Source organism: Gallibacterium anatis DSM 16844 = F 149 (assembly GCF_000379785.1).
Taxonomy (GTDB): Bacteria; Pseudomonadota; Gammaproteobacteria; order Enterobacterales; family Pasteurellaceae; genus Gallibacterium; species Gallibacterium anatis.
In genome coordinates, this window is sequence record NZ_KB903684.1 from 1 (window position 1) to 21,818 (window position 21,818).

Sequence of the window (21,818 nt, forward strand, 5' to 3'; positions counted from 1 at the left end):
AGCCGAGTAACATGATTTTGAACAAGCGAACTGGGTCAACTGCGGGGCGACCGTTGTCATGGCAATAGAGATGAGCAACTTCATCACGAATGAAGTCAAAATCGATGGCTTTCGCGACTTTACGGACAAGGNGGTCTTTTGGAACGAGTTGTTCGAGACTTATCATCTCGATTTCATATTGGAGTGAGGGTGTATTTTTGAGCATAGGCATTTCCTTTTTTCGATATGCCTATTAGATCAAACCTCTAGAGGTATGTCTAGAGGTTTGTCAGCAGTCTGAAACGCACCTTTCGGTGCGTTTTTTATAGAGAGAAACTTAATATATCGTTTTAAATCAACACTTGATTTGGTGCTAAATAACCTTGTGTTGCGTGTTCTTTTTCATCGAAAGATACCAATTCCCACGCTTCCTGATCAGCCAACACGGCACGAATCAATTTATTGTTCAAACCGTGTCCTGATTTAAACGCAGTAAATTCCCCGATGATATTGTGTCCTGCCATATAAAGATCACCGATGGCATCAAGTAATTTATGACGAACCAATTCATCTTTAAAACGTAAACCTTCTTCGTTAAGAATACGATAATCATCCAACACAATCGCGTTATCCAAACTACCGCCCAAAGCTAAACCGTTCGCTTGCAAGTATTCAATATCACGCATAAAACCGAATGTTCTTGCACGACTGATTTGTTGAATAAATGCTTTTGTTGAAAAATCCAACTGGTAATGAGCAACATCTTTACCGATTGCCGGATGTTTGAAATCAATGGTGAAATCTAATTTAAAACCGTCATAAGGTTTAAATTCTGCCCATTTATCGCCATCTTCAACACGAATAGGTTTCTTGATACGAATAAATTTCTTCGCTGCATCTTGCTCTTCAATGCCGGCATCTAATAACAGATAGACGAATGGGCTTGCACTGCCATCCATAATTGGAATTTCCGGTGCATCAACTTCGATAATAATATTATCGATACCCAATCCGGCTAATGCAGAATTCAAATGTTCAACAGTTGAAATACGCACGCCGTCATCGTTGATCATACAAGTACAAAGCATAGTATCGCGGATCATATTAGGATCTGCAGTAAAAGTGACTACTTCAGGCAAATCTGTACGGCAGTAAATTACACCTGTATTTACCGGTGCAGGACGCAAAGTGAGTGTCACTTTCTTACCGCTGTGAAGACCAATACCTGTTACTTTTATGCTTTGTTTAAGCGTTCTTTGTTTAATCATAATTACTCCAGTTATCAATGCACCTTGCGGCACATTGAAACTTTTCATTGTTTATTTAATTTGCGTTATCACGCAAGAATGTTGGTAGATCAAATAATTTGGACTCATCTAATGCCGGTTTTTTCACTGCATTACCGCTCGTTGAAGTGACGGTTGAGTCTGTTCTCGCACCAAACTGATCCGGACGAGTCGCTTCGCCAAGAGGCGGCATATTATAAGCAAACTGTTTTGCTTTTGCATCTTGTGCTTGCGTATTATTTGAAACAATCTTAATCTGTGATTCATCTTTCACTCTGCCACCGATTCCTGTTGCAACGATGGTAACTCGTAATTCATCTTCCGGAAGTTCCGGATTGACACTGGTACCAATAACAACAGTTGCATCTTCTGCAGCAAATGCGTGGATAGTTTCACCGACTGCTTCAAATTCACCTAATCCGAAATTAAATCCGCTAGTGGTAATATTAACCAATACCCCTTTTGCACCGGAGATATCAATATCTTCCAATAATGGGCTGGCAATTGCATCCTGAGCGGCTTTTTCAGCACGTCCATCACCCACTTCCCCGATCGCAATACCGGTTCCCATCATAGCGTAACCCATTTCCGACATTACTGTTTTCACGTCGGCGAAGTCCACATTGATAAAGCCCGGAGAAGTAATAATATCGGAAATACCTCGCACTGCATTACGCAACACGTCATTCGCAGCTGCCAACGCTTCAAGGAAAGAGATGTTTTTACCCAAAACCTTTAATAGTTTGTCATTTGGAATAGTAATTAAAGAATCGACATATTTGGCTAACTCCTGAATACCAGATTCAGCAAATTGCATTCTTTTCTTACCTTCAAATTTAAACGGTTTAGTGACTACAGCAACAGTTAAAATACCCAACTCTTTTGCCACTTCTGCAATAATCGGAGCGGCACCTGTTCCTGTACCACCACCCATACCGGCTGCGATGAACACCATATCCGCACCTTCAAGCATACTACGTAATGCTTCACGGTCTTCTTCCGCTGCTTGGCGCCCTACTTCCGGTTTTGCGCCAGCACCTAAACCTTTAGTAATTTCTGCACCGATTTGAATAGTTTGCTGTGCTAAACTTTTACGCAATGCTTGCGCATCCGTATTTACGGAAAAAAATTCAACACCTTTGAATTCATCCTGCACCATATGGTTTAAGGCATTACCGCCGCCACCACCGACGCCAATGACTTTGATGACCGCATCCGCTGTGGTTTCATCAATAATAGGCTCAATTAACATAATTGTTTCTCTCTTTTATATAACCATTTAAAACGATTTGTTATTCTGTTTATTGTATGCCAAAAATCAATAATATCAAAACGTAAACTTTATTTTAGTGCTATTTTATAACCACTAACAGGCTATTTTGCCTATCTTACGCTAATCATTTCATAATATTGCATACTGATATCACTTACTTTATTACTCTTGTGGTTAATATCACCAATAAACACGTCATTCTTCTCCTTTTTTAAATTAATGACCGAACGTTATACATCAAAACTCAGACTTCACTTTATCAATAAATTTCTTCAAGAAACCTGCAACTTTATTTGTTTTTGATAACTCTTTGCCTATACCTTTTGTTTTAAGCGGCTGTTGAGATTCACCATTGTAGTAAGTATATTGCAATAATCCCAACACTGTAGCATATTGCGGTTTATCCACATAATCAGTTAGACCGGTAATATTCAACGGTGTTCCGATTTTCACCTGAACCTGTTGCCCAAACACTTCGGTAGCACAATCCAAAATGCCGTCAATCAATGCACCACCACCGGTCAACACAACACCGGCAATCAAATCTGAAGCCACATTATTATTTTTTAGCTCCTGTTTTAACTGCCGTAACTCTTTATCTACCATTCCCAACAACTCTCTATAACGTGCTGAAGTAATAATAGATAAATCCTCTCTGGTTAAACCTCTTGGTGGGCGTCCGCCAATGCCTTGCACTTCAATCAGTTTATCCGGAGATGTGCGCTTTTCTGACGCAGATAACAGCACTGCACTGCCATAATTTACTTTAATGTTTTCGGCATTGCTGCGCGAAGTGTAAATTCCTTGTGCCACATCATCGGTTACACGATTACCGGCATAAGGAATAACTTTACTGTAACGCAATGCACCATCAGTAAAGACAAGAATATCCATTGTGCCGGCACCAATATCTATCAAACAAACGCCAAGCTCTTTTTCCTCTTCACTCAATACCGAATAACTGGAAGCCAATCCGGAAAAGACGATTTGATCAACAATTAATCCGCTGCGCTCTACTGCTTTACGCAAATTAATCAACCAATCCTGATGGCAAGCGATCAAATGGGCTTGTGCGGTTAGTCGAACACCTTGCAATCCTAATGGATTTTTAATATTCATCTGACGGTCAACAGAAAACTCTTGCGGAATAACGTGAAGTACGGTTAAACCATCGCCGACTTTCACTGAGCTGGCAATATGCATTGACTCATCAATATCTGCCTGCGTAACCTCACCCGACAAAGGCACGAAACCACTTTCATTCAGGCTTTGAATATGTTCCCCAGTAATAGCTAATGTCACTCGTGCGATTAATTTCAAATCCGCAACCGATTCCGCCGCTTCAATTGCACGCTGAATAGAATTTACTACTGCTTCTAAATCAGTAATGCTACCTTTATCTATTCCTTTTGAAGGACAGCTACCTACACCGATAACATTTACCACACCGTCCGGCAATAACTCACCGACAACCGCAATGACTTTGGAAGTTCCGATTTCCAAGCCGACTATTATTTGGGGTTCATCAATCTTAGCCATAATTATTCACTTAATATATCTTGTGCCGTTGTATTTTCAGGCGCGTCAGTAAAACTTACTGCTGCGCCTGTATTGTATCTTAAATCAATATAAGCGATTTTTTTATTTTCAGGAATTTCTATTTGTGGATAAATCGTTAAAAAACGATCAATTTTCTCTTTCCATTCGCCTCGCCCAAGCTTCAATATAATATCATTAGATAAAGTTACGTTCCACGAGCCGCGGTCATCAATGCTGACAATTTTTAAATTAATATTCTTTCCTTGCAAAATTTTGCCTAATTCATACCAAGTTTTTAATACATTTATTCCTTGAAAATCCGGACCGGATAAATTCGGCAATTTTTCATCATTAATTTTTTCTTTCGGCAAGCTAAAAATTGTCCCGTCAGCCGTTAAATAATTGACCTGATTCCACTTAGCAACCGGAACATATTCCACCACATTAATATTTAATTGCGCCGGCCATATTTTACGAATGGAAATAGTCTTAATCCACGAAAGCGATTCAAACATCTTTTCAATAGATTCGACATCTTGAGCAAAATATCCTCTTAATCCCTGATGACTTTCCGCATATTTTTTCAACATTTCACGCACATCATCATTTGTAGTAAATTGTGTCTTACCCACCAAATTAAATGAACTAATCGGCTTCGGATCCAATTTTTCAAATAATTCGATGCGATGTGAGTAACTGTAATAACCAAGACCAATGATAAACAAAAATAAAAAAAACTTGATCCAAGTCTTTAAATCAACTTGAGATATGCGCTTTTTCTCATTAGGTTCTCGGTAATAAACGGAGCGAGAATATTTTGTGCGATTTCTCATTCAGCACTTAACTCCAAAATTTTTACTACTAATTGAGAGAAACTATAACCGACAACTTTTGCCGCCATTGGGAATAAACTGTGGCTTGTCATACCCGGATTGGTATTCACTTCCACCAAACGGAAACGCCCTTGCGCATCAGTCATAACATCAATGCGGCTCCAACCGCGGCAACCGACAATATCATAGGCCTGTTTCACTAAACTTCTCAATTCATTTTCACGCTCTTCACTTAAACCTGATGGGCAGAAATATTGTGTGCTGTCGAGAAGATATTTAGCATCATAATCATAAAATTCACCTGCCGGTTTAATTAAAATAGAAGGCAACACTTTACCGCCCAAAACCGGTACCGAAAATTCCTGTCCGGCAAGCCACTCTTCGATCAATACCGTATCATCGTGCATCAAGGCAGTATCCACCGCTGCCGCTAACTCTTCCACTTTTTTCACTTTGGTTAAACCGACACTGGAACCTTCCAATGATGGTTTCACCATTAATGGTAAGCCTAATTTAGCTACCACTGCTTGCGCATCAAGTTGAGAACGTGTTTCTTTAGTAATCACCACCATCTCGGCAACCGGCAAACCAACCGCCTTCCATAACAATTTGGTGCGCATTTTATCCATTGTTAATGCAGATGACATCACGCCACAACCGGTGTAAGGAATACCTAATTGTTCCAATAACCCTTGCAAAGAACCATCTTCACCGCCGCGCCCGTGTAGAATATTAAATACGCGTTGGAAGCCCTGTTTTTTTAAATCTTCCACCGGAAACTCTTTTGGGTCGATAGCGTGCACATCCGTGAAATCTTCGTCCTGCAATGCTTTTAATACCGCTGCCCCCGAATTTAATGACACTTCACGTTCTGCCGAAGTTCCACCCAATAATACCGCTATTTTTTGTTGTTTTAATTGTTCAATATCCATTATTTACTCCATAACTCCACAAGGCGACGAGATAGCTTGCTCACACTTCCTGCTCCCTGCGCTAAAATTAAATCTCCATCTTGCAACACTTGATCCATAATTTCCGGCAACTGTTCCGGATCTGCCAAGAAAATCGGATCAATCTTACCCAAGTTACGAATTGAACGACAAAGAGAACGGCTGTCCGCACCGGCAATTGGCGCTTCCCCTGCCGGATAAACATCCAACATAATCAATACATCAACTTGCGATAACACTTGCACAAAATCATCAAACAGATCTCGTGTTCTGCTGTAACGGTGTGGTTGGAAAATCATCACAATTCGTTTATTTTCCCAGCCGTGACGTGCCGCCTGAATAGTCACATTGACTTCGGTCGGATGATGGCCATAATCATCAATTAACATCACCTTACCGTTAGGGCGAATAAAAGAGCCTAACTGATCGAAACGGCGACCGGCACCTTGGAAGTCTGCTAATGCGGCTAAAATAGATTCATCATCAATACCTTCCTCTTTTGCCACTGCCAATGCCGCAGTTGCATTTAAAGCATTATGTTTGCCCGGCACATTCAGCAGAATTTCCATTCTTTGCCCATCCGGACAAATCACGGTGTAATGCCCTTGAAAACCGGTTTGGCTATAATCTTCAATGCGATAATCCGCTTTGTCGCTAAAACCATAAGTAATCACTTGGCGACCAACCTTCGGCAATAGCGTCTGTAGCACAGGATCATCCGCACACAACACCGCTAAACCATAAAACGGTAAATTATGTAAGAAATTGATATAAGTCTGTTTCATCTCTTCAAAATTACCGTGATAAGTATCCATATGATCCGGTTCAATATTGGTTACCACCGCAACCATCGGCTGTAAATGCAAGAAAGAGGCATCGCTTTCATCCGCCTCTGCAATCAGATAACGGCTTAAACCCAAGTGCGCATTGGTACCGGCAGATTTCACCAAGCCACCGTTAACAAAGGTCGGATCTAATTTCGCCTGCGCATAAATCATCGCTATCATCGCAGTTGTAGTGGTTTTACCGTGCGTACCTGCCACCGCAATGCCGTGACGAAAACGCATAATTTCCGCCAACATCTGGGCGCGTTGAATAACCGGAATTCTGGCTTCACGCGCAGCAATCACTTCCGGATTATCCGGCTTAATCGCACTGGAAACCACAACAACACTTGCGCCGGCAATGTTATCGGCACTATGCTGTAAAAAAATTTTTGCGCCCATTTCCGCCAACTGCAAAGTTACCGCATTTTCTTGAATATCCGAACCGGTGATTTGATAACCTTCATTTAGCAATACTTCGGCAATGCCGCTCATTCCGGCGCCACCAATTCCGACAAAATGGATCTGCTTCACGCGGCGCATTTCAGGCACAACCATACGCACCTGATGTTGAAAATTCTGTTTAATCTTATCTTCCATACTGCTCTCTTAATTAGTCACTGAAATAATCGTTTCCGCCACTCGCTGTGCTGCCGTCGGCGCTGCTTTGGATTGTGCTTTTTCTGCCATAGCCAACAAAGTTGGACGCTCCCATTTTTGCAAAAATTCAACCACCCGTTCAGGAGTTAACTCGGCTTGTTGGATAATTTCCGCCGCACCGGCATCTGCTAAATAACGTGCATTAAGATACTGTTGTTGATCTTTATGTTGGAACGGCACAAAAATCGCCGGCACGCCGGCAGCGGCGATTTCACACACGGTTAGTGCACCGGAACGACAAATCACCACATCAGCCCACGCATAAGCTGCCGCCATATCATCAATAAAATCAGAAACATTCACCTTAATATTTTGCGGATACAACGCTTTTATTGCTTCACTGTTACCTTTCCCTGCTTGATGTCGAATGACCACATCTTTTGTTAATTGTGCTGCCACTTTCGGCATTAATAGATTCAAGACTCTTGCGCCTTGACTGCCTCCGACAACCAAAATACGCAACGCCCCTTCTCGCTGACTGAAACGTTGTTGCGGTGTCGGCAACGCAAAAAGATCGGCACGCACCGGATTGCCGACCACTTCGGCATCAGCAAAAGCGGTCGGGAAAGCTTGCAACACACGTGTTGCAATTTTTGCCAGCCATTTATTTGTCAAACCGGCAACCGCATTCTGTTCGTGTAAAATAATCGGCACCCCTGCCAATTTTGCCGCTACACCGCCCGGACCGGAAACATAACCACCCATTCCTAAAACGGCATCCGGCTGATAAGTTTTAATAATTTTTCTCGCCTGCAATATCGCCCGTAAAATTTTAAACGGTGCCGCTAATAATGCTTTTATACCTTTACCGCGCAATCCGGAAATTTCAATAAAATGAATAGCAATGCCGTGTTTCGGCACAAGCTGTGCTTCCATACGATCTTTCGTACCAAGCCATTCAACCTGCCACCCTTGTTGTTGCAATACATTAGCAACTGCAATCGCAGGAAAAACGTGTCCGCCGGTGCCACCTGCCATAACCAGTAATTTTTTCGTCATAATACTCTCTTAATCATCTCGTAAATGTGCGTGCCCTGTTGCCATTCTATTTTCGTGATCAATTCGCAATAAAATCCCCATCGCGACACACATAATAATTAAACTTGAACCCCCATAACTAATTAATGGGAAGGTCAATCCTTTGGTCGGTAATAAACCGATAGTTACGCCCAAATTGACAAAACCCTGGAAAAAAATCCAAAAACCGATACCAAAGGCAAAAAAACCACGGAAACGGGCTTCAAGTTTTAAGGATTCCTTCGCGATCTTAAATGCTCTGAATACCAAAGCTGACAGCAGAATAATAATCAGCAAAATACCGACAAAACCGAACTCTTCACCAATAATCGCCATAACAAAGTCGGTATGTGCTTCCGGCAAATACTCCAATTTTAATACCGAATTACCTAAACCTTGCCCCCAAAACTCACCGTTACCGAACGCCATTAATGAATTTGACAACTGGTAACCTGAACCGAAAGCATCGGCAAACGGATCCAAATAGGAAGTCACACGCTTCATTCGATAAGGCGAAATCAGAATTAAGAACATAATCGCGCCGGCCCCCATTCCTATTAATAATACAAACTGGAACAGTTTTGCGCCGACCACAAACAACATACCGAAAGTGATCACAAACAAGACAACGCTACTTCCTAAGTCCGGTTGGCAAAGCAGGAAAATAATTAAAATGCCGCAAACTAAAGTAGGGCGCCCGAAGATTAGCTTTTTTGTCAAAACAGCATCATATTTACGCACAAAAAAACTGGATAAATAGCAAATTAATGCTAATTTCGCTAATTCCGCCGGTTGGAAATTAACAAAACCGAGCGAAATCCAACGCGTTGCACCATTGATATTTCTACCGACAATCAGCACCACAATCAGCGACAACAATGCCAACAAATAAAGCCAATGACTCCATTTTTCCCACTTTTCGGTCGGAATCTGCAACACAAAAAAGAAACAGGCTAAACCGGTAACAATATAAACCGCATCACGAATCGTAAAATAGAGCGGATCGTCATAAAGTTTTGCCGCCACCGGAAAAGAGGCGGTGGTTACTGCAACAAAACCGATAAACAATAAAATGATAAATAGCAAAAATAGCGCACGATCATAAAGAGAAGAGTGTGGCGTAATTCTTCCCCAACGATCAAACCAGTTTTTAAACTTCGACAACATCCGCTTCTATCTCTCAATTTGACTGTTTTGCCAGACGTGCAAACTCTTGTCCACGCACTTCAAAATTCGGGAATTGATCCAAACTCGCACAAGCTGGGGAAAGCAGTACCATATCGCCGGCTTTTAATTTCGGTCTAATCTGCTCAATCGCTTGCTCCATAGTGTCCACCACCACACTTTGTGATGATAACTCTGCCAACGGCAATTTATCTTGACCGAAGCAATAACAGAAAATATTCGGTTTATTGATTAATGGTTTAAGATCGCTGAAATCCGCTTTTTTGCCGTCACCGCCCAATAATAGATATAAATTACCTGCCACCTGCAAACCGTTCAATGCTGCTTCAGTACTGCCTACATTGGTCGCTTTAGAGTCATTCACCCAACGCACACCGTTTTCATAATGTACCGTTTGAAAACGATGATCCAGACCGGCAAAAGATTGCAGCGCATCAATAATGCCTTGCTGTGGAATTTTGACCGCTTGAGCTAAGGCAATCGCCGCCAACGCATTCATATAATTATGACGACCAATCAATTTCATTTTCTCAACATCCAACAACAAACGGCTGTCGGTTGCTAAATAAGTATGCCCCCACATCTCCTGTAAATAATAATCGGCGTGTTTTTCCGCAAAACTCAACAAACGATGTTGCGGTTCACGATAATCCGGATAAGTTGCCCGATCTTCATTATTAACCACTATCGTTTCTGCGTGACGATAAATGCGTAATTTCGCCTGACGATACTCTTCCATATCATCATAACGGTTCATATGATCTTCAGAAATATTTAAAATGGTTGCTGCCGCCGCATTCAAACTGTAAGTGGTTTCTAATTGAAAACTTGATAATTCAAGCACATATAACTGGCAACCTTTGCCTAGCAACGATAATGCCGGAATGCCGATATTGCCACCGATACCAACATTTAAATCTGCCGCTTTCGCCATTTCATAAACTAAGGTAGTAACGGTACTTTTACCGTTAGAACCGGTAATTGCCACAATCGGCGCATCCGCTTCACGACAGAAAAGTTCAATATCGCCAACAATTTCAACACCCTTTTCACTCGCTTTGCGAATTTCCGGTGTTTTTAGTGAAATGCCCGGACTTAACACAATCAAATCACTCTGCAACAGCCATTCCTGATTTAAACCGCCGGTATGTACGGCAATGTCTGCCGGCAATTGATCCAAACCTGCCGGTTTTTCTCGGGTGTCAATCACCTGTAAATTCACTTTTTTATCTGCGAAATAAGAAACACAGGATAATCCGGTTTTTCCTAATCCCACTACTGTTACTGTTTTGCCTGTATAGTTATATTGATTTGCCATTTTCGCCTCCAACCACAGTTAACGTAGCTTCAATGTTACTAAGCCGAGTAACACCAAAATTAAAGAAACGATCCAGAAACGCACGATAACACGAGGTTCCGGCCACCCTTTCAATTCAAAATGGTGATGAATTGGAGCCATACGGAAAATACGCTGTTTTCTTAATTTATAAGAACCCACCTGCAAAATAACCGATAAAGTTTCAATAACAAATACGCCGCCCATAATAACTAACAGAAACTCTTGACGCACCAATACCGCGATTGTACCAATTGCACCACCTAATGAGAGCGAACCGACATCTCCCATAAAAACCTGTGCCGGATAAGTATTGAACCAAAGGAAACCTAATCCCGCACCGACCATTGCAGTACAAACCACCACCAATTCTGCACTGTATTTAATGTATGGAATATGCAAATAATCAGCGAAATTCACGTTACCGGTCGCCCACGCAATTAAAGCAAATGCGGCTGATACCAACACGGTCGGCATAATCGCCAAACCGTCCAATCCATCCGTCAAATTCACAGCATTACTGGTACCGACAATCACAAAATAGGATAACACGATATAGAACAACCCGAGTTGCGGCATAATCTCTTTAAAGAACGGCACAACCAACAATGTGGCATTGCTATCTTTACCGAGCAGGTACATCCCGATTACTGCCACAAAGGCAATCACCGAAAGCCAAAAATATTTCCAGCGAGCGATCAAACCATCCGTATTTTTACGCACAACTTTACGATAATCGTCGACAAAACCGACCGCACCATAACCAAACAACACAAACAGCACAAACCAGACATAAGGGTTATCCAAGCTCGCCCACAACAAGGTGCTGACACCAATGGAAGCCAAAATCATAATGCCGCCCATTGTCGGTGTACCACGTTTGCTAAAGTGGCTTTCCGGTCCATCATTACGCACCACCTGACCGATTTGCAATAACTGTAGTTTACGAATCACTTTCGGCCCGATCCACAAACAGAATAATAAGGCGGTCAATAACGCCAAAATAGCGCGTACGGTAATATATGAAAAAACATTAAAAAATGTGTGATATCGAACTAAAAACTCACTAACCCAAACTAACATTGTTCAAAACCTTTAAATGAATCAATCACTTGTTCCATTTTCATAGAACGAGATCCTTTAACTAATATTGAAATTGTTTTTCCGGCTTTCATTTGTTGCGCCGCATACTGCTGTAAATCGGCAATTAATTCCGCCTTATCCTGATAATGTTTGCCACCACAAGTTTGACTAATCACGCGACTATATTGACCAAAGCTCATCACCTGATCCAAGTTTGCATTCAATGCCGCCTCTGCCACCTGCTGATGACATTGTTCCGTACTCTCTCCCAATTCTGCCATATCCCCGACGACTAACACTTTCACTTGCTGCGGTGCGGAGTGCAACACAGAAATTGCCGCTTTTAATGAATCAACATTGGCGTTGTAGGTATCATCAAGCAAAGTGAGTTGAGAATTGACTTCAATCGGGAATAAACGCCCTTTCACCCGTTTTCCTAATGCCAAACCTTTTTTTACATCATCCAAAGTTGCGCCTAAAGCGATCGCCAATGATGCGGCTGCCAAGGCATTGCTGACATTATGTAACCCTAAATAAGGCAATTCGATCTCAATCTCGCCTTGTGGCGTACAAAGCACAAATGAAAAACCGATATTTGTGTGTTGAATCGCTCTCGCATAAATATCGGCTTCAGAATGAGTAAGAGAAAAACGCTTGATTGGATGTTGCGCAATATTTTGTTGCCACATTGGCAAATAGTTGCAGTCTTGATTGATAACCGCAATGCCATTTTCAGTTAAACCTTGATAAATTTCGCCTTTTGCTTTTGCAACACCTTGTAGCGAGCCAAAACCGGCTAAATGCGCCGGCGCAACATTATTCACTAATGCCACATCCGGTCTGGCTAATTGCGTGGTATACGCAATTTCACCGGCGTGATTTGCACCCAATTCAATCACAGCAAAACGGTGTTGATCAGTTAATCTTAATAATGTCAACGGCACACCGATATCATTATTAAAATTACCGGCAGTAAACAACACCTCATCGGCATTTTTTGCTGTTTGTTGCAGAATCGCCGCTGTCATCTCTTTGACCGTAGTTTTACCGGACGATCCGGTCATCGCTGCCACTTTCGGATTGACCTGTTGACGCACCCACAACGCCAGCTGTCCTAACGCTTTTTTGGTATCGGCAACCACCAACTGAGGCACCGAAACAGCCGGATCAGCCTGTTCAACTACCAAAATTTTTGCACCCTGTTGCGATACTTGCGCCAAAAAACGGTGTGCATCAAAACTTTCTCCGCGTAAAGCAAAGAAAACACTGCCGCAACAATCTGTGCGGCTATCTGTTGTTACCTTATCCACTTCAAGCTCAGCCGAAGGCGGGTTCACCTCTTTCGCTGACAACAACTCACTTAAAGCAGCAAAACTCACTTTTATCATTCGTTATGCTATCTATGTAAAATTTAATAATTGAGAAACGATTTCACGATCAGAAAAATGATGCTTAGTATGCCCGATAATTTGATAATCTTCGTGACCTTTTCCGGCAACAAGAATCACATCATTGGCGTTGGCACAGGCAAAAGCATAAACCAAAGCCTGTTTCCGCTGGTGAATTATAGTAGCGTTATTTGGAAAGTCTAGACCCTGCACAATATCATTAATAATTGCTGCTGCATCTTCAGTACGTGGATTGTCATCGGTAATCACAATATGATCGGCAAGCTGTTCGGCAATTTTTGCCATTTGCGGTCTTTTGCCTTTGTCACGATCACCGCCACAACCGAAAACACACCATAACTGTCCATCACAATGTAAACGTGCCGCACGCAACGCTTTATCCAAAGCATCCGGCGTATGCGCATAATCTACAATAGCAGTCGGTCTGCCTTCTGCAGTAAAGCATTCCATTCTGCCGCAAACACCTTGCAACTGATTGACACTGTCGCTCAAGCAAGAAAGCGAATACCCTAACGACAACAACGTTGCCGTTGCCAGCAACAAATTACAGACATTAAATTCGCCAATTAATTGCGAATGAAAAACGGCTTTGCCCCAACTTGAATCAACAGTGATTGTTACTCCTTGTTGGTGATAAACCAAATTTGTCGCTTTTAACCAACGTTTATGCTGTGGCTGAAAATCACTTTGCAGACTCACTTCAATCGCATCATCCATTTGTTGCAACCACTGTTTACCGACTTCATCATCCGCATTAATAATACGATTCGGCACATTAAACTCGGTAAATAACATTTTCTTGGCATCGGCATAAGCCTGCATAGTGTGATGATAATCCAGATGATCCCGACTTAAATTAGTAAATACTGCTGCCGCAAACTGCAATGCGTCTACTCTATGTTGCACTAAACCGTGAGAAGAAACTTCCATTGCTACAAAATCAGCTTGATGCGCCACAAACTCTGCCAAATTACGCTGAATTTCCACAGCTGAGCCGGTGGTGTTGGTCGCCGCTTTGACCTGCTGATAAAAGCCGTTACCGATCGTCCCCATTACCGCACTTTTTTTGCCTAACAAATGTGTCCATTGCGTTAATAAATTGGCAACTGTGGTTTTACCATTGGTGCCGGTAACGCCTACTAACGTGACCTTTTGTGAAGGATGATGATAAAAAGCACCTGCTAAGGAAGATAATTGATGAGCAAGCCGATAAACATAAATGAAAGGGATATTGTCGTGCCATTCAGTTCGTGCCTGATCTTGCGGATCTTCGCTTTCTAAAATAACAACAGCTGCACCGGCGGCAACTGCCTGTGCTGCAAATTTTCTGCCGTCAAGCTGATGCCCGATTAGCCCGATAAAAACATCGCCTGACTGAACTGCTCTGCTATCCAACTGCAAGTGGTTCAACGGCTGTTCCGGTAATGAAATCGCAAAATATTGATTTAATCGCTGCATCGTCTTTATCCTTAATTATGGCGTTGATTTTCTGTCTTAAGTGAATCGATATGCACAATGCGTTTCGCACTCTTGGTTTCACCTTCAATGCCGTCCGGCTTAATATTCTTCACTCTTAAAGTGTGTCCCATAATTTTTGAGAACACCGGTGCCGAAATCGAACCACCATAATATTTACCAGCGGTCGGATTATTGATCAAAATGACCAATGCAAATTGCGGATCACTAGCCGGCGCTACCCCAGCAGTATAAGCAATATATTTATCAACATAGCGACCATTTTCCAATTTTTTCGCTGTACCGGTTTTAATTGCAACGCGATAACCCGGCACTGCCGCAGCAATACCACCACCGCCAGGCAAAGCCACACTTTCCATCATATGTACCACTTCACGCGTCACTTTTTCTGAATAAATACGTTCACCGATAACCGGCGGATCCACTTTGGTAATGGATAACGGACGATATAAACCGAAACTGCCTAAAGTGACATAAGCGCGTGCCAGTTGTAGCGGGGTAACAGTTAAACCATAACCATATGCCACAGTTGCACGTTCAATATCTGCCCAACGCTTGCGATTGTATGGCAATGTTCCGGATTGCTCACCCACTAAGCCTAAATTGGTCGGCATACCAAAACCAGCTTTGTGATAGGTATTCATCAAGACTGAAATCGGCATCTGTAACGATAAACGGCTCACCCCGACGTTACTTGATTTTTGCAAAATACCGGTAATCGAAAGCTCATTTCTCGGCGCAACATCTCGAATGGTATGTCCGTTCACTACAAACGGTTTAGTGTTAACAATGGTATCCGGCGACACAATTTTTTGCGTCAATGCGGTTAAAACCACAAACGGTTTCACAGTTGAACCCGGCTCAAAAGTATCGGTAATCGCACGATTACGGCGCATTTCCGCCTGTGATCCTAAAATATTGTTCGGGTTATACGAAGGTGCAGTCGCCATCGCCAAAATTTCGCCGGTACTGATACTGACCAACACCGCCGTGCCTGACTCCGCTTTATTTTCTGCAACCGCCTTTTTGATTTCACGGAACACCATTGATTGCAAATGTTTATCGATGCTTAAAGTAACATCGTGCGCATCATATTTTTGTGTAGTGGAAATATTTTCAATCACATTACCGGATTTATCTTTGCGATAGGTTTTAGAACCTGATTTTCCGGTCAATAATGCGTTAAAACTCTTCTCAATGCCCTCGATTCCCTGACCGTCAATATCGGTATAACCCAATAATTGAGCAGACTCCTCAACGGTCGGATAAAAACGGCGATACTCTTTCTGCAAAGAAACGCCGGTAATTTTCAATTCACGAATGTAATTGGCAATAGTCGGTGAAATTTGACGATCTAAATAGACAAATCGAGATTTAGGATTTTTATTTAAACGTGAAATCAGCCCGTTCAATGAAGTATTTAACGCTTCAGATAAACGCTGCCAACGATCTTTCTCCATTAATGAGTTTTTGCTGAAAATCTCTTTCGGATCGGCAATAACGGAATAGTTTTCCACACTGACAGAAAGCAACTCACCGTTACGATCTAAAATATCACCACGGATATAAGGAATTTGTTCAGTACGGAGTGAACGTTTATTTGCTTCGGAAATTAAGACATCTGACTGCACCAACTGCACATAGGCTGCTCTTGCCACCAATGCTGCTAATAGAGCCAAGACAATAACGATGGTAGACCAGTATCTGCCCTTCACAAAACTGCTTGAGTTCTGACTATAACTAGAAGATTTTTTTTTCACCTTTGCCATTATTATTTACTGTCCTCTAATTATTCAATAATTAACACTTCCTGATCATCTTGCGTAGATTGCATTCCCAACTGTTTTGCAATTCCCTCAATACGTGTGCGATCACTCAATGCACTATCTTCCAAACGCAAATTAAGTGCTTCACTTTGCAATGCCTGATATTCAGTCTGTAACTGATTCTTTTCGCTGATCGCCAAACGGGTTAAATGCGTTACCCAAATGGTCGACACTGCGCTAATCAATAACGCAATCAACAACAGCATCACCGTTTTATTGGCTTGGAAAATATCATCCACAATAATTCGCCATAACGGATAACGATCATAACGATTAAAAATCATAATAACCTCTCTGCAACACGTAATACCGCACTTCGAGAACGGCTATTGACAGCAATTTCCTGTTCACTTGGCATAATTGCTTTACCGATAATCTTCAATTTTTGATTGCGTTCAATTTGATCTTCTGTCAACGGCAAGCCTCTTGGAATATCGTCACCTTTGCTCTGCTTTTTCATAAAACGTTTGACCAAACGATCTTCTAACGAATGGAAACTAATAATTGATAAGCGCCCTTGCGGTGCTAACACCTCAATGGCTGCCGTTAAAATTTTCTCTAACTCCTCCAATTCGCTATTAATAAAAATACGAATTGCCTGAAAACTCCGGGTTGCCGGATGTTTATGTTTCTCTTTAACCGGAATAGATTGTGCAATTAATTGTGCCAACTGAAGGGTGCGGGTAAGTGGTTCTGTACCGTTTAATTTGGCTTGTTGATTGAATTGAACAATATTTCTCGCAATACGTTTCGCAAAACGCTCTTCACCGAATGTTTTTAACACCCAAGCAAGATCACTTTCCGAAACCTGTTGTAACCATTGTGCTGCGGAAAGCCCTTTTGTCGTATCCATACGCATATCTAAAGGCCCATCCTGCATAAAACTGAAGCCGCGTGCCGCTTGATCAAGCTGTGGCGAAGAAACACCTAAATCCAACAAAATGCCGTCAATTTTGCCGATTAGCTGATATTTTTCGCAAATTTCATTAATTTCTGAAAAGTTGTGGTGTTCTATGGAAAAACGAGGATCCTGAATGGATTGCGCAGCGGCGATAGCCTGCGGATCACGATCAATCGCAATCAAGCGACCGTGTTCGCCTAACAAGGAGAGAATACGACGAGAATGACCGCCACGACCGAAAGTACCGTCAATATAAATACCGTTCGGCTTGATTGCTAAACCATCCACTGCTTCATTCAATAAAACAGTAAAGTGTGAAGGATCTGAATAGGTGACTTGTTCCATATAAAAATTCACTTATAAAAACAAAGTTTTTAACTCTTCAGACGTTGCCATCGTACCACTGCTACCAATTTGAATGTCTTGTTCGATTTGCTGCTGCCATCTGTCGGCTTGCCAAATCTCAAATTTGTTAAGCTGACCGACCAGCATAATTTCTTTTTCTAGGGCGGCATGTTGTCTTAATGCGGGACTAAGCAAGATACGACCGGTCTTATCCAACTCGCATTCTGTTGCATATCCCAACATAACACGTTGTAAACGTCGTCCAGTTTCATCAAAATTCGGTAATTGCAGTAATTTCTGCTCAATAATTTCCCATTCAGAGAGAGGATAAAGTAAAAGGCAAGGTTGACGAATATCGGCAGTACAAATTAATTGTCCCTGCTCTTTTTCCTGTAATTCTGCACGATAACGAGTCGGGATCGCCAAACGCCCCTTTGCATCAAGATTAATCAACGATGCGCCTCGAAACATACTCGTTACCTATAAAATGAACCGAAAAAGAGAATTTATTACCACTATTTACCACAATTTACCACTTCCCGCTAAGTCTATGCTTTGAAAACCCTGATTGCAAGCGATTAGTTCAATCTTTACAAAGAATTTTGGGGGTGTCGGAAAAGAAAAATCTCATTATCTGCTGAATGAGCTATTTCAATATCAATTTGATAATGCTTTTCTTTCATTAACCCCAGTTCAGATATCACTGATGTACTAATCTGATACTATTCATCAAAGATTTTTTAGCAGTATTTAAATGGCGTTTTAGTTCTGTGATCGCTCCCAAGTCGTCTTGACTGACAATCTTCACTAAAACGGCTAAATGTTCTTCAACTGCTAAAATATTTCTTGTTTTTAAATCTCTGTTATCCCATTGATAATGAAAGTTAAAAATTATAGAAATCAGCTCAATAAAATCATTAATAAAGGGGTTATCCGCAGCAGATAAAATAATCGAATGAAATTGATGATCCAATTTGGCAAAATCAGTAAATTGTTCCGAAATATGTTCTCGAAGAACTCTATGTTCTTGTAGCAACATTCTCATTTGACTCCATCTCACATCTGATTGAGGCAAGTTCATAAAGCAATTTAAAGCGTGGCACTCCAACATTTCTCTTAATTCAAATAATTTATCGGCATAATGAGGCGTAAATGCGACCAATTGCCACTCTCCCCTACCTAAATTTTTAATAAGATTAAATCTGGAAAATTGTATGAGATATGCTCTAACTGAAAAAATATCAACATTTGCATTTTTAGCTAACCATAACTCTGAAATTTTATCTCCAGGTTTAATCACTTTTGTTCTCACAATTTCTTGAAAGTAGGATTCAATTTTTTTAAGAGATTTCGGATCATTTTGCTTTGTTTTTAACAAAGTAAATTTATCTTTTTCTTTCGGTTCCCGGCATACAACATAATTTTCATTCTGTTTCACTAAAATACCTTTTTTCAATAATTCAGATAAAACAGAACGGATTGTTGTTCTACTAACGTTATATAAAGAAGCAAGAATCACTTGTGAAGGTAAAGGTGAATCCAATACTTTTGCAGAAATAGCATCCATTACCTGATTAGCAACTTCATTTCTTAGTTCAAAGTCTCTACTCATTTTCTATCCTCTTTTCATAAAAAACATATAAAAAACATTAAAACATTTTGCCATTCACATTACTACAACTAAATTCTGAAATTCTTTTGTAAAGCGCAAATAATAGCTATGTAGTTAATTTTCAATAAGTAAAATAAGGATTAAAAATGAAAGCTTTAGTTTGTAATAAACCTTTTGAATTTTCATATGAACAACTCTCCGTGCCTACAATTAAAGAAGATCAAGTCTTGCTTAAAGTTACTGCTGTAGGCATTTGTGGAACTGATATTCATGCATTTGGAGGAAACCAACCATTTTTTAGTTATCCACGTATTTTAGGACACGAAGCTAGTGGCATTATTACTGAAATCGGAGCAAAAGTATCTCAATGGAAAATTGGTCAAAGAGTAGCCTTGATTCCTTATATTTCTTGTGGTGAATGCGATGCTTGTCGCAGTGGAAGAACAAACTGCTGTGAAAAAATTTCTGTTATTGGTGTTCACGAAGACGGTGCATTTAAAGAATATCTTGCTGCACCTGCCAAAAATATACTGGCTGTAGATGATCAGGTTGATGATATTACCGCTGCATTAATAGAACCCTTTGCTATCAGTGCTCATGCAGTACGTCGTGCAGAAATTAAAGCCGGAGACGATGTTTTAATTGTTGGTGCTGGTCCAATTGGTCTTGGTGCTGCTGCAATCGCTGCTGCTGATGGAGCAAATGTCGCTATTGCTGATACCAGTGCTGAAAGAAGAAAACATATTAAAACACAGCTTAAACTTCCAGCCTTTAATCCAATTGATGAAAAAGTGGAAAACTTCTTTAACGGGAAATTACCTCTTATTGTCATTGATGCCACTGGTAATCAAAAGGCAATGAATAATGATGTAAATCTCATCCGCCACGGTGGCAGAATTGTTTTTGTCGGTTTATTTAAAGGAGATTTCTCCATCCACGATCCTGATTTCCATAAAAAAGAAACTACCCTTTTAGGAAGTCGCAATGCCACTCCAAAAGATTTTGAAAAAGTACAATCACTTATGGCGCAAGGAAAATTAAGTGCCTCAATGATGCTAACTCATACGTTTAAGTTTGATCAGCTTGCAGAAGTTTTTGAAGAGCAAGTAGTAAACAATAAAGCGTTAATAAAAAGTGTTGTCACTTATAAATAAAAAACAGATAAAAATCATAAATTAGCTATTTTTATCACATTATGTTGTTAGATTCAGTTTGGATCTACCAACACCAAAGTTCACAAACCACCCAAACTAAGTGAGGAAAATTATGCGTTTATTCAAAAAACCATTAACAACCCTACTATCTTTAGGACTATTTACCCTTTCTGTTAATGCTTTCTCTGCTACAGAAATTATGATTGCTTATGGTAACCAACCGGGTGAACCGATTGATAAAGCAATGCATTTCTGGGCTGATAAAGTTAAAGAAAAATCTAATGGCGACATTATCTTTAAATTATTCCCTTCTAGCCAACTTGGGAGCGAAACAGAAGTGTTAGAACAAGCTCGTTTTGGAGCTAATATTATTACCATTAGTGACTATGGAGCATTAATGGATATCGTTCCTGACTTAGGTGTTATCAATGCTCCGTACTTATCTCAATCTTTTGAGAAAAAATCTAAACTTCTACACTCCGATTGGTTTAAAGGACTTAGTGAGCAATTAGATAAACAAAATATTCATATCGTTATCCCAGATGTCATCTATGGAACTCGTCATCTATTGACTAAAAAACCGGTTACTAAACCGGAAGATTTGAAAGGTATGAAAATAAGAGTTCAGCATTCTAGAGTACCTTTACAAACAATAAAAGCTATGGGTGGAGTACCTACTCCTATGTCACTATCAGATGTTTACCCTGGTTTGTCTGAAGGAATTATTGATGGATTAGAAAATCCACCAGCCGTACTTTATGGTGGCAAATTTTTTGAAGTTGCAAAAAATCTAAATCTCACCGCACATTCAACCCATATGTCTCCTTTTGTAGTGGGAACTGCGTTTTGGGATACACTAACCCCGGAACAACAAAAAATTATTATTGATTCAGGTAACGAGATGGTTGTTTTTGGAGCCAATCAAGTACAAACCGCAGAGAAAGAAGCAATCGAAAACCTTCGCAAAGCAGGAGTGAAAATTAACCAAGTGGATATCAAAGCATTTTCCGATACTGTGAGAAGCAAAATACAAGAAGCATTCCCTGAGTGGACTCCTAACTTATATAAAAATATCCAAGCTCAATTAGAAACTTATTAATAACTTTGATACACGGCGTGTCCTTCACGCC

19 protein-coding genes and 1 pseudogene are annotated in these 21,818 nt (G+C 40.8%); 2 read left to right on the forward strand and 18 right to left on the reverse strand.

Annotated elements, in window-relative coordinates:
• The 18 genes and pseudogenes from A3EO_RS0104035 to A3EO_RS0104120 form a co-directional block, all read right to left on the reverse strand.
• Window positions 1-205 (reverse strand): annotated as a pseudogene (locus tag A3EO_RS0104035) (IS5/IS1182 family transposase); the annotation flags it as partial.
• 124 nt (window positions 206-329) lie between these two features.
• On the reverse strand, window positions 330-1,247 hold the full coding sequence (gene lpxC, locus A3EO_RS0104040; RefSeq protein ID WP_026210996.1) for a UDP-3-O-acyl-N-acetylglucosamine deacetylase: 918 nt from the start codon (window positions 1,245-1,247) through the stop codon (window positions 330-332).
• A gap of 55 nt (window positions 1,248-1,302) precedes the next feature.
• Complete coding sequence (gene ftsZ / locus A3EO_RS0104045; protein WP_018346121.1) at window positions 1,303-2,517, reverse strand: cell division protein FtsZ; 1,215 nt, start codon at window positions 2,515-2,517, stop codon at window positions 1,303-1,305.
• A 258-nt stretch (window positions 2,518-2,775) separates the two neighbouring features.
• On the reverse strand, window positions 2,776-4,077 hold the full coding sequence (ftsA, locus tag A3EO_RS0104050; protein ID WP_013745290.1) for a cell division protein FtsA: 1,302 nt from the start codon (window positions 4,075-4,077) through the stop codon (window positions 2,776-2,778).
• A 2-nt stretch (window positions 4,078-4,079) separates the two neighbouring features.
• Complete coding sequence (locus A3EO_RS0104055; protein WP_013745291.1) at window positions 4,080-4,910, reverse strand: cell division protein FtsQ/DivIB; 831 nt, start codon at window positions 4,908-4,910, stop codon at window positions 4,080-4,082.
• Window positions 4,907-5,842 (reverse strand): D-alanine--D-alanine ligase, encoded by a 936-nt coding sequence (locus A3EO_RS0104060; protein WP_018346122.1) that lies wholly within the window; start codon window positions 5,840-5,842, stop codon window positions 4,907-4,909. The genes A3EO_RS0104055 and A3EO_RS0104060 overlap by 4 nt, the downstream gene beginning before the upstream one ends.
• The gene (murC, locus tag A3EO_RS0104065) at window positions 5,842-7,284 is read right to left on the reverse strand and encodes a UDP-N-acetylmuramate--L-alanine ligase (RefSeq protein WP_013745293.1); all 1,443 of its coding nucleotides are present in this window, start codon (window positions 7,282-7,284) and stop codon (window positions 5,842-5,844) included. Before murC ends, A3EO_RS0104060 begins: the two co-directional genes overlap by 1 nt.
• 9 nt (window positions 7,285-7,293) lie before the next feature.
• Window positions 7,294-8,343: an undecaprenyldiphospho-muramoylpentapeptide beta-N-acetylglucosaminyltransferase gene (gene murG / locus A3EO_RS0104070; RefSeq protein WP_018346123.1), complete on the reverse strand. Its 1,050-nt coding sequence runs from the start codon at window positions 8,341-8,343 to the stop codon at window positions 7,294-7,296.
• Between the two features lie 9 nt (window positions 8,344-8,352).
• The gene (gene ftsW, locus A3EO_RS0104075) at window positions 8,353-9,528 is read right to left on the reverse strand and encodes a putative lipid II flippase FtsW (protein ID WP_013745295.1); all 1,176 of its coding nucleotides are present in this window, start codon (window positions 9,526-9,528) and stop codon (window positions 8,353-8,355) included.
• Window positions 9,529-9,541: 13 nt separating this feature from the next.
• Window positions 9,542-10,864 carry a UDP-N-acetylmuramoyl-L-alanine--D-glutamate ligase gene (gene murD / locus A3EO_RS0104080; protein ID WP_018346124.1) on the reverse strand — a complete coding sequence of 441 codons (1,323 nt, stop codon included), beginning with the start codon at window positions 10,862-10,864 and terminating at the stop codon, window positions 9,542-9,544.
• 18 nt (window positions 10,865-10,882) lie between these two features.
• The gene (gene mraY, locus A3EO_RS0104085) at window positions 10,883-11,965 is read right to left on the reverse strand and encodes a phospho-N-acetylmuramoyl-pentapeptide-transferase (RefSeq protein ID WP_013745297.1); all 1,083 of its coding nucleotides are present in this window, start codon (window positions 11,963-11,965) and stop codon (window positions 10,883-10,885) included.
• Complete coding sequence (gene murF / locus A3EO_RS0104090) at window positions 11,959-13,353, reverse strand: UDP-N-acetylmuramoyl-tripeptide--D-alanyl-D-alanine ligase (protein ID WP_018346125.1); 1,395 nt, start codon at window positions 13,351-13,353, stop codon at window positions 11,959-11,961. The genes mraY and murF overlap by 7 nt, the downstream gene beginning before the upstream one ends.
• 12 nt (window positions 13,354-13,365) lie before the next feature.
• Complete coding sequence (gene murE, locus A3EO_RS0104095) at window positions 13,366-14,832, reverse strand: UDP-N-acetylmuramoyl-L-alanyl-D-glutamate--2,6-diaminopimelate ligase (RefSeq protein ID WP_018346126.1); 1,467 nt, start codon at window positions 14,830-14,832, stop codon at window positions 13,366-13,368.
• A gap of 11 nt (window positions 14,833-14,843) precedes the next feature.
• Window positions 14,844-16,619 (reverse strand): peptidoglycan glycosyltransferase FtsI, encoded by a 1,776-nt coding sequence (gene ftsI, locus A3EO_RS0104100; protein WP_018346127.1) that lies wholly within the window; start codon window positions 16,617-16,619, stop codon window positions 14,844-14,846.
• A gap of 20 nt (window positions 16,620-16,639) precedes the next feature.
• Complete coding sequence (gene ftsL, locus A3EO_RS0104105; protein WP_013745301.1) at window positions 16,640-16,960, reverse strand: cell division protein FtsL; 321 nt, start codon at window positions 16,958-16,960, stop codon at window positions 16,640-16,642.
• Window positions 16,957-17,922 carry a 16S rRNA (cytosine(1402)-N(4))-methyltransferase RsmH gene (rsmH, locus tag A3EO_RS0104110; protein WP_018346128.1) on the reverse strand — a complete coding sequence of 322 codons (966 nt, stop codon included), beginning with the start codon at window positions 17,920-17,922 and terminating at the stop codon, window positions 16,957-16,959. Before rsmH ends, ftsL begins: the two co-directional genes overlap by 4 nt.
• Window positions 17,923-17,934: 12 nt before the next feature.
• A complete protein-coding gene (gene mraZ, locus A3EO_RS0104115) occupies window positions 17,935-18,393 on the reverse strand; it encodes a division/cell wall cluster transcriptional repressor MraZ (RefSeq protein WP_013745303.1) in 459 nt (152 codons plus the stop codon).
• A 229-nt stretch (window positions 18,394-18,622) separates the two neighbouring features.
• On the reverse strand, window positions 18,623-19,534 hold the full coding sequence (locus A3EO_RS0104120; protein ID WP_018346129.1) for a GntR family transcriptional regulator: 912 nt from the start codon (window positions 19,532-19,534) through the stop codon (window positions 18,623-18,625).
• A gap of 146 nt (window positions 19,535-19,680) precedes the next feature.
• Between A3EO_RS0104120 and A3EO_RS0104125 the strand changes: the two genes are divergently transcribed.
• Complete coding sequence (locus A3EO_RS0104125) at window positions 19,681-20,688, forward strand: zinc-binding alcohol dehydrogenase family protein (RefSeq protein WP_018346130.1); 1,008 nt, start codon at window positions 19,681-19,683, stop codon at window positions 20,686-20,688.
• Between the two features lie 112 nt (window positions 20,689-20,800).
• Window positions 20,801-21,787, forward strand: coding sequence for a C4-dicarboxylate TRAP transporter substrate-binding protein (locus A3EO_RS0104130; RefSeq protein ID WP_018346131.1), 987 nt, complete (start codon window positions 20,801-20,803; stop codon window positions 21,785-21,787).
• The last annotated feature ends 31 nt before the right edge of the window (window positions 21,788-21,818 follow it).